At 63.5% G+C, this 15,206-nt stretch carries 16 protein-coding genes; 2 read left to right on the forward strand and 14 right to left on the reverse strand.

Annotated elements, in window-relative coordinates; translation table 11 throughout:
- Window position 1: 1 nt before the first annotated feature.
- The 11 genes from HCO70_RS00860 to HCO70_RS00910 all read right to left on the reverse strand — a co-directional run bounded on the left by HCO70_RS00860 (window position 2) and on the right by HCO70_RS00910 (window position 11,724).
- Window positions 2-2,365: an ABC transporter permease gene (locus HCO70_RS00860; RefSeq protein ID WP_371742129.1), complete on the reverse strand. Its 2,364-nt coding sequence runs from the start codon at window positions 2,363-2,365 to the stop codon at window positions 2-4.
- A complete protein-coding gene (locus HCO70_RS00865; protein WP_172292183.1) occupies window positions 2,362-3,066 on the reverse strand; it encodes an ABC transporter ATP-binding protein in 705 nt (234 codons plus the stop codon). Before HCO70_RS00865 ends, HCO70_RS00860 begins: the two co-directional genes overlap by 4 nt.
- 397 nt (window positions 3,067-3,463) lie before the next feature.
- Complete coding sequence (locus tag HCO70_RS00870; protein ID WP_172292185.1) at window positions 3,464-4,255, reverse strand: creatininase family protein; 792 nt, start codon at window positions 4,253-4,255, stop codon at window positions 3,464-3,466.
- On the reverse strand, window positions 4,252-5,172 hold the full coding sequence (locus tag HCO70_RS00875) for an isopenicillin N synthase family oxygenase (protein ID WP_172292187.1): 921 nt from the start codon (window positions 5,170-5,172) through the stop codon (window positions 4,252-4,254). The genes HCO70_RS00870 and HCO70_RS00875 overlap by 4 nt, the downstream gene beginning before the upstream one ends.
- Window positions 5,169-5,795 (reverse strand): NAD(P)H-dependent oxidoreductase, encoded by a 627-nt coding sequence (locus tag HCO70_RS00880; protein WP_172292189.1) that lies wholly within the window; start codon window positions 5,793-5,795, stop codon window positions 5,169-5,171. The genes HCO70_RS00875 and HCO70_RS00880 overlap by 4 nt, the downstream gene beginning before the upstream one ends.
- Entirely contained in the window at window positions 5,795-6,376 is a 582-nt protein-coding gene (locus tag HCO70_RS00885; RefSeq protein WP_172292191.1) for an NAD(P)H-dependent oxidoreductase, read from the reverse strand. The genes HCO70_RS00880 and HCO70_RS00885 overlap by 1 nt, the downstream gene beginning before the upstream one ends.
- A complete protein-coding gene (locus HCO70_RS00890) occupies window positions 6,373-7,773 on the reverse strand; it encodes an FAD-binding oxidoreductase (RefSeq protein WP_172292193.1) in 1,401 nt (466 codons plus the stop codon). Before HCO70_RS00890 ends, HCO70_RS00885 begins: the two co-directional genes overlap by 4 nt.
- The gene (locus HCO70_RS00895; RefSeq protein ID WP_172292195.1) at window positions 7,770-9,032 is read right to left on the reverse strand and encodes a cytosine deaminase; all 1,263 of its coding nucleotides are present in this window, start codon (window positions 9,030-9,032) and stop codon (window positions 7,770-7,772) included. The genes HCO70_RS00890 and HCO70_RS00895 overlap by 4 nt, the downstream gene beginning before the upstream one ends.
- Window positions 9,033-9,890 (reverse strand): ABC transporter permease, encoded by an 858-nt coding sequence (locus tag HCO70_RS00900; protein ID WP_172292197.1) that lies wholly within the window; start codon window positions 9,888-9,890, stop codon window positions 9,033-9,035.
- Complete coding sequence (locus tag HCO70_RS00905; protein ID WP_253913078.1) at window positions 9,887-10,672, reverse strand: ABC transporter ATP-binding protein; 786 nt, start codon at window positions 10,670-10,672, stop codon at window positions 9,887-9,889. The genes HCO70_RS00900 and HCO70_RS00905 overlap by 4 nt, the downstream gene beginning before the upstream one ends.
- A gap of 59 nt (window positions 10,673-10,731) precedes the next feature.
- Complete coding sequence (locus tag HCO70_RS00910; protein WP_172292199.1) at window positions 10,732-11,724, reverse strand: ABC transporter substrate-binding protein; 993 nt, start codon at window positions 11,722-11,724, stop codon at window positions 10,732-10,734.
- 219 nt (window positions 11,725-11,943) lie between these two features.
- On the opposite strand from HCO70_RS00910, the gene HCO70_RS00915 reads away from it, so the two are divergent.
- Window positions 11,944-12,342: a RidA family protein gene (locus tag HCO70_RS00915; RefSeq protein WP_172292201.1), complete on the forward strand. Its 399-nt coding sequence runs from the start codon at window positions 11,944-11,946 to the stop codon at window positions 12,340-12,342.
- Here the strand turns inward: HCO70_RS00915 and HCO70_RS00920 are convergent.
- On the reverse strand, window positions 12,339-13,028 hold the full coding sequence (locus tag HCO70_RS00920; RefSeq protein ID WP_172292203.1) for an NAD-dependent deacylase: 690 nt from the start codon (window positions 13,026-13,028) through the stop codon (window positions 12,339-12,341). The two genes, HCO70_RS00915 and HCO70_RS00920, sit on opposite strands and share 4 nt — an antisense overlap.
- Before the next feature lie 91 nt (window positions 13,029-13,119).
- Between HCO70_RS00920 and HCO70_RS00925 the strand changes: the two genes are divergently transcribed.
- Window positions 13,120-13,575 carry a low molecular weight protein-tyrosine-phosphatase gene (locus HCO70_RS00925; RefSeq protein WP_172296042.1) on the forward strand — a complete coding sequence of 152 codons (456 nt, stop codon included), beginning with the start codon at window positions 13,120-13,122 and terminating at the stop codon, window positions 13,573-13,575.
- A 54-nt stretch (window positions 13,576-13,629) separates the two neighbouring features.
- Here the strand turns inward: HCO70_RS00925 and HCO70_RS00930 are convergent, their stop codons facing one another.
- On the reverse strand, window positions 13,630-13,929 hold the full coding sequence (locus tag HCO70_RS00930; RefSeq protein ID WP_172292205.1) for a hypothetical protein: 300 nt from the start codon (window positions 13,927-13,929) through the stop codon (window positions 13,630-13,632).
- Between the two features lie 181 nt (window positions 13,930-14,110).
- A complete protein-coding gene (locus HCO70_RS00935; RefSeq protein WP_172292207.1) occupies window positions 14,111-15,205 on the reverse strand; it encodes a DUF1513 domain-containing protein in 1,095 nt (364 codons plus the stop codon).
- Between the last annotated feature and the right edge of the window lies 1 nt (window position 15,206).

Raw genomic sequence — 15,206 nt, forward strand, 5'->3', positions numbered from 1 at the left:
GCTATTCCCTTGATTTCAAGACGTCTATCAACGCGGTCCGGTCGAGGTCCCGTTTCACCAGCCAGCCCGAGACCATAGCCGCCGCCAGCGTGAACGAGGCGGCAAAGCCATGGCTCCAAGGGTCGAACCCGGTCGGAATCTGGTAGATTTCAGAGGAGAAGCCCTTTGCGATCAGGATCGACAGGCCATAGCCCAGGACCGAACCCAAAGGCACCGCGACCAGCATGATCAGTCCCAGTTCGCCCAGGAGGACAAAGGCGGCCTCGCCCTTGGAAAACCCCATCACTCGAAGCGAGGCCAGATCGCGGTTCAGCTCCGTTTGCGCGATACGGGCCGCGTTATAGACGATGCCGAAGGTGATCACGAAGGCGACCACGCCCATGATGTACCGTGCCGATCCGGCGCCCTCGTCCATCAGCCGCTGCAGCGACGCCTGCAGATCCTCGGCCACGGTCACACCGGCGACAGTCGGCATGTCGCTGAGCGTGGCATAGATCTCGTCGGCCCGCGCGGGGTCGACCATCAGCCGCGCGCTGGTGATCCGCAGCGGTTCCTTCATCTCGCGGTTCAGCGCATCCAGCTGCATGTAGGCAGGCGTGCCGATCAGGCTGCGCGCAACCCGCACGACCGGCACTTCCAGCACAGGCCGCCGGCCTTCGCGCACCTCAATGGTCAGCATTTCGCCCGGCTCGATCTCAAGTATATCCGCCAGCGACTGGCTCAGCACGATGCCGCGTTCGGGCAGGGGGATCGGCCGCAGGTCCTTGTCGATAGCGCGCGACAGCTCAGTGTCGGCGATCATCCCGCTGACCGCGCCGCGCTGTGTCTTCAGTCCGTTGCGCAGGATGGCGGAGACATCGCGCGTCGGTTCCACCCGCAGCACGCCCGGAACGCGCGCCAGTTCCAGCGCCGCCTTTTCGGACAGTGGCGTGTTGAAGACGACGGTCGCGTCGGACCGGTCGATGACGGTGAAACTCAGATCCTGCATGGTGTCGAAAGACCCGTAGATCGTGGTCATCCCGGCGGACAGCGCCATGCCTCCTGCGACCCCGGCGATCAGCGCCGCCACGCGCCACGGCCGCCGCGCCACACCGCGCAAGATCATCCGGCTCGGCTGGTCCAGCATGCGGCCGACCGGTCCGTCGAATGTGACCGTGCGGCTGTAATCGGCAGGGGCAGGGGGCCGCATCGCCTCTGCCGGGTCCAGCGCGAAGACGCGGCGCAGAACGAAAAGCCCGCCGGCCGAGGCGGCGGCGATACTGGCGCCCACGCCGATCACGAAAGAGGTCGGGTCCGGCCGGAAAACAAGGAACGGGAAATTGTAGAATTTCGTATAGACCGGGATCATCGCGCGCCCGGACAGGATGCCCAGGATGCAGCCCACCGCGGCGCCCGCCGTGGCCACGATCAGGACCATCTTGAAGTAATGCGAGCCAACTTCGCCATTGGTATAGCCGAACGCTTTCAGTAGCCCGATCTCTTCCCGTTCCGACTGCACGATGCGGCTGACCACGATGTAAAGCAGGAAGGCAGCCACCGCGAGGAACAGCGGCGGGACCGAACGCGCCATGGTCTCGAGGCCGGCAATTTCCTCCTGCACGAAGCGGTCCGACACAAGGTCGTCGCGCCCGTAGGCTCCGGTGCCGCCCCATCTGTCCAGTACCGAGTCGATCCGGTCGATCACCTCCGGTTCCGACGCGCCCCGCCCCAGCGCGAAAAGCACTTCGTTGAAGGCGCCCGACATGTCGTAGGCGGCGGCAAGTGAGGTGCGCTGCATCCAGATCACCGCGAACCGGGCCGGATCCGGCACCATCTGGCCGGGTGCGGCGGCGTAAAGCAGCTCCGGCGACTGCGCCAGGCCTGTGATCCGAAGCGTGCGCCGCGCGCCGTTCATGGTGACGTTCAGCGTGTCACCCGGTGCAATATCGTGCGCCGCCGCAAAGCCGGCCAACAGCAGGATCTCGTCGCGCGACGCCTGCCCGGGCATCCGGCCCTCTGTCAGGTAGACCTGGTTCAACAGCTGCTCGCCCCGCTCTTCCAGCGAGGTCGCTCTTGCCTGGATCGGTACCGCCTCGTCCGGCAGGTTGACCAGAGCCGCACCGCGGACGCGTCCCTCGACCCGCGCGACGCCGGGAATCTCGGCCAGGATCGCCAGTTGCGAATCCGGCGCACGGGTCAGGGAGGCGAAGACATTGGCCAGCCGGTTTCGCTCGTAATAGGCGCGTCGCGTCTCGGTCAGGGACGTGACAAGCCCGGACATCATAACCTGCAGCAGCACGCCCACCGCAATCACAGCCGCAATGGCGATGACCTGCCCGCGAATATGATTGAGGTCACGCAGAAGCTTGCGGTCGAGCGGTTTCACCAGACGACCTCCTCGGGCGACAGCCGGGTCTCGTTCTGCTCCACCTCGCGGATCTGGCCGTCGGCCAGCCGGATCACCTTGTGCGCCATGCCCGCGATGTTCGCGGCGTGGGTCACCATCAGCACGGTCGCACCCAGCCGCTGGTTCACCTCGTTCAGCACGCGCAGCACGGCGCGGCCCGTGGCGCTGTCTAGCGCGCCGGTAGGTTCATCGCAGAACAGGACCTCGGGCTGTTTCGCGATGGCCCGCGCGATGGCGACACGCTGCTGCTCTCCGCCGGAAAGCTGCGAGGGAAAGTGATCCACGCGCTCCTTCAGGCCGACAAGCTCCAGCGCTTCCTCGGGCCGCATCGGGTTATCGGCGATCTCGGTTACCAGTTCGACATTCTCCCGTGCGGTCAGGCTGGGCATCAGGTTGTAGAACTGGAACACGAAGCCGACATGTTCCCGCCGGTAGCGGGTCAGCCCGGAATCATCGAGGTCGGTCAGGCAGATATCGCGGAAATGAACGGTGCCGGTGCTGGCATGGTCCAGCCCGCCGAGGATGTTCAGCAGTGTCGACTTGCCGCTGCCTGAAGCGCCAAGCATCACCACGATCTCGCCCTGCGGGATCTCCAGATCGACTCCCCGCAACGCGTGGACCGCGGAACGCCCCTCGCCATAAGTCTTGGTCAGGCCCTTCGCGGTGAAGGCGATCGTCATGCGATACCTCGTGCCGGGCAGCGTCAGATGCCGCCCAATGTTTCCCGGGTCCGGAAGGCCGGCCCCGCGTTAAGGTGCAAGTCGGAGCATGTCTGGTTCAAATTGTTAACGCGCGACTTGAGGCACATCAAATCGCAAGGTTCGGGCGGCAGGTTACTTGTATGGGTGGACCTTAGGGGCCGTTTGCGATCCGCTCGGACTGGAGGCCCAGCGCATTATGCCATCGGCTCGGGAAACATGTGCGCACCTGGTGGCAGTTGCCGGGGACTTGCGATTCCCTCTAGGCTCACGAAATCCGCCTAATTGAGCTGCAGCTCAAAAGTGAAATCCGTGTTCACACTTTTCCTGAATGAAATTAGATACTTACATGGTGTCCGCGTGCGAACACCCTCAATCCCTATCCAAACGGCCGCGCTTCCACCTCCGGCAACGCCATATCCCTCACCTTTCGAAGCAGCCCTATGAACCCCTCGACCTGGTGCGCCGCTGTGGCCCGCCCTTTGTCGGCCGTGGCCTTAGAGGCATCTCCCACGGTGCCTTCCGGGTTCAGATCCGCCGCGATCCACCCCCGGCTGATCCCCCCGATAGGCGATATCGGGTCCGTCTCGGCGGCCGACCGGAAATCCTTTGCCTGACCCATTTCTACGCAGTCCGGCCGGAACGCCAGCATCAGCGAGGTCTCCACGTCCCCACCATGGATGCCATAGGCCCGCTCATGTTCCGAATACATCCCCTCCGGATGCCCGAAACCGCCCCACTGGCACTTCACCGCCAGCATCCCGGCTTCCACCCGAAGCTCCCGGCTCAGGATCGACACCAGATCCAGGTTTCCCCCGTGCGAGTTCACGATGACGATCTTCCGATAACCCGCCCGCGCCACGCTCATCCCGATCTCGGTCCACGCCGCCAGCGCCGTCGGGGCGGTCAGCGTCAGCGTCCCCTTTGCCCACAGATGCTCGTTCGACTTGCCCACCGCCTGCACCGGAAGGATCGCCACATCCAGATCGTCAGGGCAGCTCTTCCGGAACTCGGCCAGCATCCCCTCGGCGATCATCGTGTCGGTCCCGACCGGCAGGTGGGGCCCGTGCTGTTCGATGGCGGCGGTGGGCAGGATCGCGATAGAGGTCATCGGGTGGACCGAGGCAAACTCGGGCGCCCGCCGTTCTGCCCAGTCCAGCCTGCGGCTCACTCCACCGGCTCCGGCTTATAGGTCGCATCGAGCCGGTAGCGCAGGTAATCAGCGCCGGTGACCGGGGGATACTTCGCCTCGCCCGAGCCCGGTATCGCGCGGATCACGCTGTCGGGGTTCGGATCGAGGAAGAAGGCGATGGAACGGCGGCGGCGCTTCGGCGGCAGCACCCGGTGCGGGGTCGAGACGTATATGTCGTTGGACCACCGCATCAGCAGGTCGCCGATGTTGACCACGAAAGCACCCGGTACATGTGGCACGTCAGTCCAGTCGCCACCGCGCGGTTTCACCTGCAGCCCCGGTTCGCCGTCGGTCATCAGCAGCGTGACAGAGCCGTAGTCGGTATGCGCGCCGGCACCAATTTCGCCTTCGGCGCCAGTCGCGGCCGGATAGGTCAGGACGCGCAGGGTGGCGAGGGACTGGTCGAAATGCTGGGCAAAGAAGTCCTTCGGCAGGCCGAGATCGGTGGCGATTGGCTGCTGCAGCGCCACGCCGAGAGCCAGGGCGGCATCGTAATAGGTCAGCATCGTGTCACGGAACCCCGGCAGGTCGGGCCATACATTCACGCCGCGAAACGGCTCACCCGCTACAACGCGCGGATCGTCTTCGGCAAGATCGAGGCCGACGTTGTAGGCCTCCTTCTGATCGACCTGGTCAGATGTGTCGTCAAGGTTCTCGCTGCCCTGCGCCGACCAACCGCGATTATGCGGGTTCTTCGTGATCGAGAGCGGCGCTTTTTCCGAGGGCGGGAGTGAGAAGAAAGTATCGGCGGCGGTGAACACGTCGGAGACCAGTTGGTCCGGCACCGGGTGGCCCGACAGTAGAAAAAAACCTGTGTCGCGGCAGGCGGCGCCGAGAGCCGAGGTGAAGGCATCCGGGTCGGTTTCGTAGTCTGTCCAGTCGAGGATGGGGATCATGCGGGGGCCTCCCGAGGTTTCGCCACGGCGCCGATGAAGCGGACCAGCCGCTTTTCGACGCGGGCAAGGTGTTTCGCCCGGCTCTCGGGCGTCGAAGAATCCATCAGGTAATGCGCGGCAAAGGCAGTGCGGCAACGCTTTGCACAAAGCAGTCGCACGCCGCGCAGGATGGTGCGGCGGCCGGGTGCGCCGATGAAACGGGTCAGCCACCAGCTTGCACCACAGGTCGTGAAGACGGCGAGGCGCGTGATGTTGAGAAGGCCGGGTTTGATGTCCTCGCCTTCCGCGGCAGGCATCTCGAATGCGACGCCGGGAACCATGACGCGGTCGAGCCAGCCCTTCAGCATCGCAGGCAATCCGTACCACCAGGTCGGGTAGACGAAAATGAGCGTGTCACACCATGTCAGGGCATCGAGGTGCGCCTCGATGCCCTTCCGGTTCTCGTCAGTATCCTCGTAGATTTCCAGTTCGCGTGCGGTAAGACGCGGGTCGAAGCCTTCGTCATAGAGGTCGATCAACCTCGTTTCCGCCCCGGCGGCGGCGAGCCGCTCCAGCACCTTGTCGCGGACCGCTTCGTTGAAGCTGCCACGGCGGGGGTGACTGTAGACGACCAGCGCCTTCATCAGAGCGCCTCCATTTCCCGCGTCACCCGTTCCAGGTGAGCCTTCAACTGCGGTTCCTGATTGTTGTTCATGTCGTATAACGCGATGTACCGTTTCTTGGGCATTCCGCAGGCATACCACACTGCGCGGGTGACGCATTTCCGCGGTGGATCGCCGTTCAGCATGGCGCGCATTCGGGTACCGCCGTAGGTCGTGCAGGCGGCGAGGCGCTTGATGTTGGTCAGGCCGGGACGGACGCCGCCATCCTGCAATTTGAAGCTGACGCCGGGCAGGAAAACTCGGTCGAGGAAGCCCTTGAGGATCGCCGGGTAGCCGAAATTCCAGACCGGGAAAACCATGACGAGTGCCTCTGCGGCGCGGAGGCGCTCGACATACTCCTTCACCGGCCCGATATTGTCCGGCTCGTCATGATACCCACGCCGTTCCAGTTCGGTCAGGACCGGGATGAAGCCCTCGGTGTTCAGGTCGCAATCGTCCACGTCCCAGCCGCGGGCGGTCAGTGCTTCGACTACCGCGCTGTGCACGGCGGCGTTGAAGCTTTCTGGGCAGGGATGAGCATAAAGGACGAGCGCGCGCGTCATCCGGCGGCCTTGAGCTTCGGATAGGCATACATCCGGTCGTAGCTCCAGTCCGGGTCGTCCCAGGAGATCATCTTGCCGGGATTCAGCAGGCCCTTGGGATCGGCCTCACGTTTGAAGGACAGCTGGGTGTCGTCGGTGTGCTGCCGCCCGCCTTCCTCCAGCGTGTATCGGTGCGGGTTGAAAATCAGCGCGCCAGCTTCCTCGTGCAACCGGATGATCTCGTCCAGGCGTTCCTCGGTCGTGAATTTGACCATCGACAGGCCGGCGAAGGCGATCTTGCCGTTCATCCGGATTGCTTCCAGGTGCTGCAGGACTTCGGGCGAGAAATCCGCGCGCATCTTCTCGATCAGCTCACGGTGTTTCGGGAAAGCGTAGCGGACCTGAAGGTAGGTGATTGACGGATCGACCTTCAGAGCACGCAGGGTCGTGTGGTTCCAGCCGTATTCGAAGATCGGCCCGGGATCGCGCGCCCAGTCGTGATCGTCGGAGCGGTAGATCAGTTTCGCCTCCGGCCTCCGGCCGAGGAAGGTCAGGAAACCGTCCATGGACTGTGGCGCGACCATCAGGCCGACAAGGTTCGTGCCGGATTCCACGTATGGCTTCACCCGCTGGAAATAGTCATGCGCGATGGGCGCCTCGTAGACTGAGGCGATCTTGAGCAGGATGCCGTCCTCGTTGGCGATGTCGTCGGCGAATGCCATGGCTTCGGCGAAATCGTCGAAGGCGACGAAAAGGCCGGTCCAGTCATACGCCGGTGCCAGCGGCATCTCCAACTCGGTGATGATCCCGTTAGTGCCATAGGCATGCGAGACGCGCGCCAGCTCTTCGCCGGTGAATTCCAGGATGCGCGGTTCCGCTTCCATGGTCACAACGCGCAGGCGGATGATGTTGCCGAGATCGCGGAGTGAACCCCAGTGGACCGACCCGACGCCACCCGACCCGCCGGCAATGAAGCCGCCTATCGTGGCCGTGGCCCACGTTGAGGAGAACATGCGAAGTTCCTGTCCAGAGGCTTCCTTGCAGGCGACGTCGAGGTCCTTCAGCAGGATGCCAGGTTCGCAGATCACCCGGCCTGGGGCGATTTCCTTCACAGCCGTCATGTGTCGAAGGTGCATGACGCAACCGCCGGCCAGCGGCATTGCCTGCCCGTAGTTGCCGGTGCCCGCACCGCGCGTGGTTACAGGCACGTCATGGGTGTAACAGACCTTCAGGATCTCGATCACCTCGGACTCATTGCGCGGACGCACGACGAAATCGGCGACCACGTGATCGAGCCGCGCCTTCAGCACCGGGGAATACCAGAAGAAGTCGCGCGAAGAGGCGCGGATGTTGGTGTCCTTCTCCTCGATATCCAGGTGAGAAAGGGCGGCCTTGGCGGCGGCGATGTCCATACTCATGACACTCCAAGCAGTTCGTCGAGTTCGGCGTAGTCGGGCAGGGTGCGGTCGATGGCACGGCCTTCCCGCAGCACGATGCGGTCGGATTGCGGGCGGGCGAAGAGTTCTGTCCACTCTCGGGCGCGGAAGATCACAAGATCGGCGGGGGCGCCTTCGGCAAGGGACGGCGCGCCCCAGCCGCAACTTTCCGCCGGGGTGGTCACGCAGCTTTCCACCCAGTCGGCCCGCGAATGGTCCAGATGCGCGATCCGAGTCGCCTGCCGCATGACCTCCAGCATGTCGAGGTCGCCGTAAGCGTAAAACGGATCGCGCGTGTTGTCGCTGGCGAAGCTGACCGGAATGCCGCGTGCCTTCATCTCGTGAACCAGAGTCACACCACGATAGCGGGGCGTGCGGCCAAAACGCCGGTCCTGCAGGTAGAGGTTGCACATCGGCAGGCTGACCACGTTCAGCCCGGCGCGGGCTACCAGATCCAGCGTGTCGAGCGCGCGGGGTTCGTTCTGCGTCGAGAGCGAGCAGCAATGGCCCACCACGACGGCCTTGTCGAAGCCGGTTTCCTTGGCCGCGATGGCGATGGTGCGCAGTGTCTCGGAAGCCGGGTCCATGGTTTCGTCGACGTGGAAATCGGCGGAGAGGCCACGTTCCCCTGCCATTTCGAAGAAACCGCGCAGGATCTCGTGAAGCCCCGGAACAGGGTAAGTAACCAGCCCTAGCACGCCGCCGAATCCCTCGACGGTATCGGCGATGGCGAGGAACTCTCCGTCCGTTCCGAAGCGATCGCAGCTGATCAGGCTTGAGCCCTGCAATTCCACCTTTCCGGCCCATGTGTCGCGCAGTTCGGCGAAGACCGGAAAGCTGATCGCATACTGGTCGTCGCCGGAATCCAGATGTGTCCGGATGCGGGACGTGCCGTGGGCATAGGCGCTGCGCAGCCCGAACTCCATTCGGGCGCGGACGTCCTCGGCCGACCATTTGGCGTGATCGCGCCGCACAGTCGTCAGAGCGCCCATGAAGGTGCCGTCGGGGTTCCAGGCGCGCGGCCAGATGTGGCCCTTGTCCAGATGCGTGTGCATGTCGGTGAAGCAGGGCAGGACCATCGCCCCCTTCATCTCGACATCGTCTCCGCCCGGCGCGGCGATCCATCCGCCGTCTATGCCGATATCGGTGCGCATGAGGTCGCCCGCCTGACCCAGCAGGCAGGCCGGCACGGTCACGTCGCGCAGAGTGAAGCGGCCCTCGGGGAGCTTGCGGAAATCCATCTAGCCTTCCCGTTTGAGCGCGCTCTCATGCCACTTGTGCAGCGCGAGATAGCTGATCAGGCTCATCGCCGCGAAGATCACGACGCCCATCAGGGAGATCAGGATAAGCGCGGCATAGAGCCGGCCGAAGTTGAAGCGATAGGAGGCTTCGAGCAGGGTCGAGGCGAGGCCCAGACCTGTGCCGGCGCGGCCGATCACGAATTCCGCAACCACAGCGCCGATCAGAGCGAGGCCGCCGGCGATCTTCAACCCGCCAAGGAAGAACGGCAGCGCCGATGGGGCCGCGAGATAGCGCAGGCGCTGCCAGCGGTTGGCGCCGTAGATGGTGAACAGGTCTTCCAGATTATGGTCCGACGATTTCAGCCCGATGGTCGTGTTTGACAGGATCGGAAAGAAGGCCACGATCCAGGCGCAGAGCAGGGCCGCGACAAAAGCGTTCTCGACATAGATCTGCAGAAGCGGCGCGATGGCTACGACCGGCGTGACCTGCAGGATCACGGCATAGGGGAAGAACGACAGTTCCGCCCATTTGGACTGGGTGAACAGCACAGCCAGGAAAACGCCGCCACAGACCGCCATGATCAGGGCCAGCAACGTCAGCCGGCCAGTAATCAGCATGGCCGGCCACAGGATCGGCCAGTCCTCGACCATTTTCTGCGCGACGACAGTAGGACCGGGGAGGATGTAGTGCGGCACTTCCCAGATCGTGACGTAGAAGTGCCAGGCAAGGATCGCGACGACCAGCACCAGCGATGGCAGCATCCAGCGCGCGATCTTCATCAGCCGCTCGTTGCGGGCGCGCGCCTCTTCTTCGGCGTCGATCAGAGGCGCGGAAGTGGCGGGTTCGGCGATACTCATGCGGCCTCCGCGATGGCTTGGTGAAGTGCTTCCTGCGCCTTTCGGGCATGCGCGGCGTATTCGTTCGATGTGCGGAATGCCTCGCTGCGCGGGTAGGGCGCGTCGACCTCCAGCTCGCGGATCACGCGGCCGGGGCGCGCGGCCATCACGACGATGCGGTCGGACAGGAAGACGGATTCGAAGACCGAGTGGGTCACGAAGATTACCGTGCAGCCGATGGATTCTCGCAACGCCAGAAGGTCGTTGTTCAGTTTCTGACGGGTGATCTCGTCGAGGGCGGCGAAGGGTTCGTCCATCAGGATCAGCCGCGGCTTGGTCACCAGCGCACGTGCGATGGAAACGCGCATCTTCATCCCACCCGACAACTCGCGCGGAAAGGCACGCTGGAACTTCTCCAGCCCGACCAGCCGCAATGCCTCCAGCACGTCGTCCTTCACCTCGCTGTAGGACTTGCCGCGCAGGCGGAAGGGCAGCCAGACATTTTCCGCCACCCGCGCCCATGGCATCAGCGTGGGTTCCTGGAAGACGACACCAAGGTCGCCCAGACCCTGCCCACCGGTCCATTCGATCCGGCCCGCGGTGGGCCGCATCAGCCCGGCGACCAGCCGGAGCGCGGTGGACTTGCCGCACCCGGACGGGCCGAGCAGCGAGATGAAGTCACCCTCGTTTACCGTCAGGTTCATGTCCTTCAGTGCGACGACTTCGCCGCCGAAGGTCTTTTCGATATGGCTCATCTGAAGCAGCGCCGGACGTTCGCCCAGCGGTTTTCGCGTAATGGCCATAAGCCTCTCCGCTCAATGGGGCGGGGATACGAGACCCCCGCCCGATCTTGGCTGTATCGTTACTTCAGGTCCATCCCGACGCCTTCGTTCACGAATTCGGTCGTGAACGCGGAAGCCCAGTCGATATCGCCTTCGATAACGCCGGCAGTGACCATCTTGTCGAAGAAGTCCTTGACCTTCTCTTCAGTCATCGCGCCGATCCCCATGGACTCGGCGTCGCCGGAATCCACGATGCCCTCGGACAGCATCTTTTCAATGGCGTAATCGATCTTGTCCTGAGTCATCTCGGGGTTGTCGGCCATGATCATCTCGTCCGCCGCCGAATGATCGCCGTAGAGGTAGTTGTACCAGCCCTTGATCGATCCATCGACGAAACACTTCACCTCTTCAGGCTTCCCCGAGATGGTGTCGGCCATCGTCTCGATGGTGGTGGCATAAGTGGAGTAGCCCGCGTCAGCGATCAGGAAAACGTCGGGTGTGAAACCACCTTCCTTTTCAACGAGATATGGTTCCGATGACAGGTAGCCCTGCATTCCCATCGAGTCGTCCGCGAGGAACGGCGCGGGGTTGAAGGTATAGGGTTCGCGCTGTTCCGGGGTGAATCCGTATTCGGCGATCATCCACTGGTAATAGGACTGATAGCCGTTGTCGCCGATCAGCAGCGTCAGGTCTTTCAGGCCCTCGAAACTCGCGGCCTTGCCAGGATGCGCCAGGATCACCTGAGGATGCTTCTGGAAAATCGCGGCGACTGAAACCACCGGCACGCCTTCCTTCACCGCGTTGAACGCCTGCAGCAGGTCGCCACCCATGTGGTAATCGATCCGCCCTGCAAGCATCAGCGCACGGTTGTTCACCTGCGGACCGCCCTGAACGATAGAAACTTTAAGGCCGCACTCCTCGTAAGTGCCGTCAGCCACGGCCTGGTAGAAGCCGCCATGTTCAGCCTGGGCCAGCCAGTTGGTGCCGAACACGACCTCGGGCATGTCCTGGGCGCTGGCGGTCCCCGCGGTGACGACAGCGGCGGCCGTCGCAAGAAGGTGAGTCGCTTTCATCTTTCCCTCCAAGTGGATTTCGGAAGAGCATTGGAGAGCCCCGCAGCAAGGAACAGGGGCCGTCCGGTCAGTGCCGTGATCGGCACTACGTTGTGACCAATAATTAGGCAAGCGTACAGTTTCTGTCTGCGAAATGGGCGATTTAATCTTCGGCCGTCTGCGCGCTCTTGGCGTCGGTTCGCGAGGCTGAGAGACATGTCGAAACCGGAGGATCAGACCATGATCAAAAGCCTTGTTCCCACATCCATCGCACCGCCGTTCGCACGCTATGCCCATGGCGTTTCGGCGGACGCCACGGCGGGTATTGTCGTGACCTCGGGGCAGCTGGGGCTTGCCACGGACGGAACCGTTCCCGACGGCGCGGAGGCGCAGGCGCTGCTCTGCTTCGGCAACATCGATGCGATCCTTGCCGAGGCGGGCACGAGCCGCGAGCAGGTGCTTCGGATCAACGCCTACGTGACGGGCCGGGAACACATGGCGGGATACATGAAGGCGCGGGATACGTGGCTGGCCGATGTCGACCATCTGCCTGCGTCTACCCTGGTGATCGTATCGGGCTTCACGCGGCCGGAATTCGTAGTGGAGGTCGAGGTTATGGCCGCTTTGCCAGAGGCTTAGGTCAAAATCTCCTCGACCCAGGCTGGCACGATTTCGGTGGCCGGACCCTCGCGCTGCTCGCGGAACGCACGCGCCCGAAACGACGCGTCAAGGTTCAGTTCCAGCGTGTCGACGCCTGCTTCGGCCGCCAGTTCGACGAAACCAGCGGCCGGGTAGACCTCGCCGCTGGTGCCGATGGAAACGAACAGGTCGCAGGCCGCTAGTTCCTCGAATATCTCGTCCATCCTGTATGGAATCTCGCCGAACCAGACGACATCCGGCCGAGTAGCCCGTGCTGTGCAGGCCGGGCAGTGATCGGTCGGCGCCATGCGGTCCGGCGCGGCCCAGCGGTGGCCGCAGGCGGCGCACAGTGCGCGGAGCAACTCACCGTGCATGTGCCAGACCGCGCGGCTGCCGGCCCGCTCATGCAGGTCGTCGACATTCTGCGTGACGATCAGAACCTTGCCCGGGAAATCGCGCTCCAGCCGCGCCAGGGCGACATGTGCGGCATTCGGCGCCGCCGCGCGGCAGTTGTCGCGGCGGGCGTTGTAGAAATCATGGACCAGTGCCGGGTTCCGGGCAAAGCCTTCGGGCGTCGCGACGTCGTTCAGGTCGTATTTGGTCCACAGACCGTCCACGTCCCGGAACGTACCCAGCCCGCTTTCCGCCGAGATCCCGGCGCCGGTGAGGATGACGATACTGTCCATGCGACGCTCCCGCTGCCACACCCTTGTTGGCAAACGTGGCGCCGCGGCGCAACGCTTGACGCCGACATCGCGGCACCGTCTTCTGCGGCGCATGGTGACACGGGTCCTTTTCGTCTGTCTTGGCAACATCTGCCGCTCGCCCATGGCCGAGGGGGTGTTCCGCGCGATGGCGGAACGCGAGGGGCTGGAGGCGGAGGTGGACTCAGCCGCGACCGGCGACTGGCACACCGGCGATCCGCCCTATCCGCCAGCAATCACCGCTGCCGCTGCTCGCGGCTACGACATCGCCAACCAGCGTGCGCGACAGGTCAGGCGTGGCGATTTCGACCGCTTCGACCACGTGCTTGCGATGGACGGATCGAATTATGATAAGCTGTCGGCGCTGTGCCCGATGGATGCGAAAGCAGACCTGCGCATGCTGATGGAATATGCCCCCGAGACCGACCGCGACACGGTGCCGGACCCTTATTACACCGGCGATTTCGAGGAAGCGCTGGACCTGATCGAAGCCGGTGTGGAAGGGCTGTTGGCTGAACTGCAGCGCTGAAGCAAAGGCCCGGCCATAGCTGCCCGGGCCTCTTCGAATTCTCAGGTTTCGGCCTCAGCCGCAGTAGTTCTGCGCCGTTGCGCCGAAGACCTTGTAGCGCTGCCAGAACACCTCATGCGCGGTGCGGTCCGACTGCCGGATCACCTGCGCCTGATGAGGATCCTGGAAGAACGTTGCCGCCAGCCGCTGATCATTTGCCGACAGGGTGCGGTTCGCCACTGACTGGATGCATCCGCAGAGTGCCCGGGATGCGCCGGGACGTCCGGATTTCAAACAGGCGCTCTCAATCATGCCTGCATATGCGGTACCGGAACAGCAGACGGCCAAAGCCGCCAGAACGACCATCTTTTTCATGCCTTGCCCTCGTCCTCGTATGTTGAGGTTATTTGGTTGTTTATAGCCGCTATGATTGTCAGATTCTTACGAAAACTCAAATCCGCAATTTCGTCACAGGCTTACGAAACGTAACGCCGTGCCGGTCGCGCCACAACCTAGTTGACATGTTTTAATAGTGAGATGCCCATGTCGGTTGTAGTCAAGCGGCGTCCGGAGATGGAATTCGTACCAGGTGGTTGTCGAAAGCGACCTCATGCCGGCTCGGCGAACGAGGCGAGTCGCCACCGACACATCCGAAGATGCCCTTACCGGTCGTATAGGTGAACCCGCCTTCTCCGCTGCTCAGGCCGCAGATATCGTCGCTGTCGACGGCACTAAGGAATTCAGCCGTCTCGGAGTCAAAAACCTGCATCTCGCCACCTCGGGGCGAGGTTATGGCAAAGCTGTCGCCGCTCTCTGAAAAGGCCACGCTGCCCGCATAGGCCCGCATCCGCTGGTGAACGTCAGCCGGAGCCTCGGCCAGCACCATCTCTCCGCCCATCCGGTGCAACCCGGCGAGTGGCGGGTTGTCGTTAACGTCGCCTTCCCATTGCATCGCGAAGGCGATCAGCCCGTCGTCACGCACCGAAAGGTGACGGAGCGAGTTCTTGTGATACTCGCGCGGCAGTTCGACCGTCTCCAGCAACTCGCCCTGCAGCGTCGCGTAAGACAGGTTCGGTCGCATGATCGGAATGTTCAGCTTGGTACGGCCTGAATCCGGGTGCGTCTCGATCCCGCCATTGGCTATGGCGAAGATATCAGTACCCGGTAACAGGCAGATATCATGTGGCCCGACACCGCCCGAGACGAATTCGCCGATCCGGGCATAGCCATGTTCGGCATCCCAGATGCCGATCACGCCACTTGTCTCGTTATAGGCATTCTCCGGCGTGAAGAGGCGCGTACCGTCAGGTGAGAATGTTCCGTGCCCCATGAAGTGGCGACCTTCCGGGCTTTCCAGTGTCGCCTCGATCTCGCCCTTCGCACAGTCGATGACGATCGCGAATGTGCCCGGGCGGCGGGCGAAGGCCACAGCCTCCGGCCGGTGCGGATGCGCGGCGGCTGCATGGCCGCGGCCGGGCAGCGGCAGGCGAAAGATCTCGGCGCCTGTCTCCGTTAAGCCGAAGAGGTTGTAATCGCCCGAGGGCAGCATCCCGGCGGCGAGGTAGGACGGTGCGCCAGCGTCCGCCCAGGAAGGTTTCGGGATCAGGCCCGTCGCGACGAGCCCGGCGAGAAATCCGCGGCGAGTGGACATG

Origin of the sequence: Pseudoruegeria sp. HB172150, assembly GCF_013184805.1 — a bacterium.
Lineage (GTDB): Bacteria > Pseudomonadota > Alphaproteobacteria > Rhodobacterales > Rhodobacteraceae > Psychromarinibacter.

Bases quoted from the DNA above. Each gene is read 5' to 3' on its own strand.
- HCO70_RS00880 (WP_172292189.1), bottom strand. From the start codon at position 5,795: ATGAAGGCGCTGGTCGTCTACAGTCACCCCCGCCGTGGCAGCTTCAAC.
- HCO70_RS00925 (WP_172296042.1), top strand. From the start codon at position 13,120: ATGGTGACACGGGTCCTTTTCGTCTGTCTTGGCAACATCTGCCGCTCG.
- HCO70_RS00920 (WP_172292203.1), bottom strand. From the start codon at position 13,028: ATGGACAGTATCGTCATCCTCACCGGCGCCGGGATCTCGGCGGAAAGC.
- HCO70_RS00890 (WP_172292193.1), bottom strand. From the start codon at position 7,773: ATGAGTATGGACATCGCCGCCGCCAAGGCCGCCCTTTCTCACCTGGAT.
- HCO70_RS00875 (WP_172292187.1), bottom strand. From the start codon at position 5,172: ATGATCCCCATCCTCGACTGGACAGACTACGAAACCGACCCGGATGCC.
- HCO70_RS00915 (WP_172292201.1), top strand. From the start codon at position 11,944: ATGATCAAAAGCCTTGTTCCCACATCCATCGCACCGCCGTTCGCACGC.
- HCO70_RS00930 (WP_172292205.1), bottom strand. From the start codon at position 13,929: ATGAAAAAGATGGTCGTTCTGGCGGCTTTGGCCGTCTGCTGTTCCGGT.
- HCO70_RS00900 (WP_172292197.1), bottom strand. From the start codon at position 9,890: ATGAGTATCGCCGAACCCGCCACTTCCGCGCCTCTGATCGACGCCGAA.
- HCO70_RS00895 (WP_172292195.1), bottom strand. From the start codon at position 9,032: ATGGATTTCCGCAAGCTCCCCGAGGGCCGCTTCACTCTGCGCGACGTG.
- HCO70_RS00910 (WP_172292199.1), bottom strand. From the start codon at position 11,724: ATGAAAGCGACTCACCTTCTTGCGACGGCCGCCGCTGTCGTCACCGCG.
- HCO70_RS00865 (WP_172292183.1), bottom strand. From the start codon at position 3,066: ATGACGATCGCCTTCACCGCGAAGGGCCTGACCAAGACTTATGGCGAG.
- HCO70_RS00885 (WP_172292191.1), bottom strand. From the start codon at position 6,376: ATGACGCGCGCGCTCGTCCTTTATGCTCATCCCTGCCCAGAAAGCTTC.
- HCO70_RS00935 (WP_172292207.1), bottom strand. From the start codon at position 15,205: ATGTCCACTCGCCGCGGATTTCTCGCCGGGCTCGTCGCGACGGGCCTG.
- HCO70_RS00905 (WP_253913078.1), bottom strand. From the start codon at position 10,672: ATGGCCATTACGCGAAAACCGCTGGGCGAACGTCCGGCGCTGCTTCAG.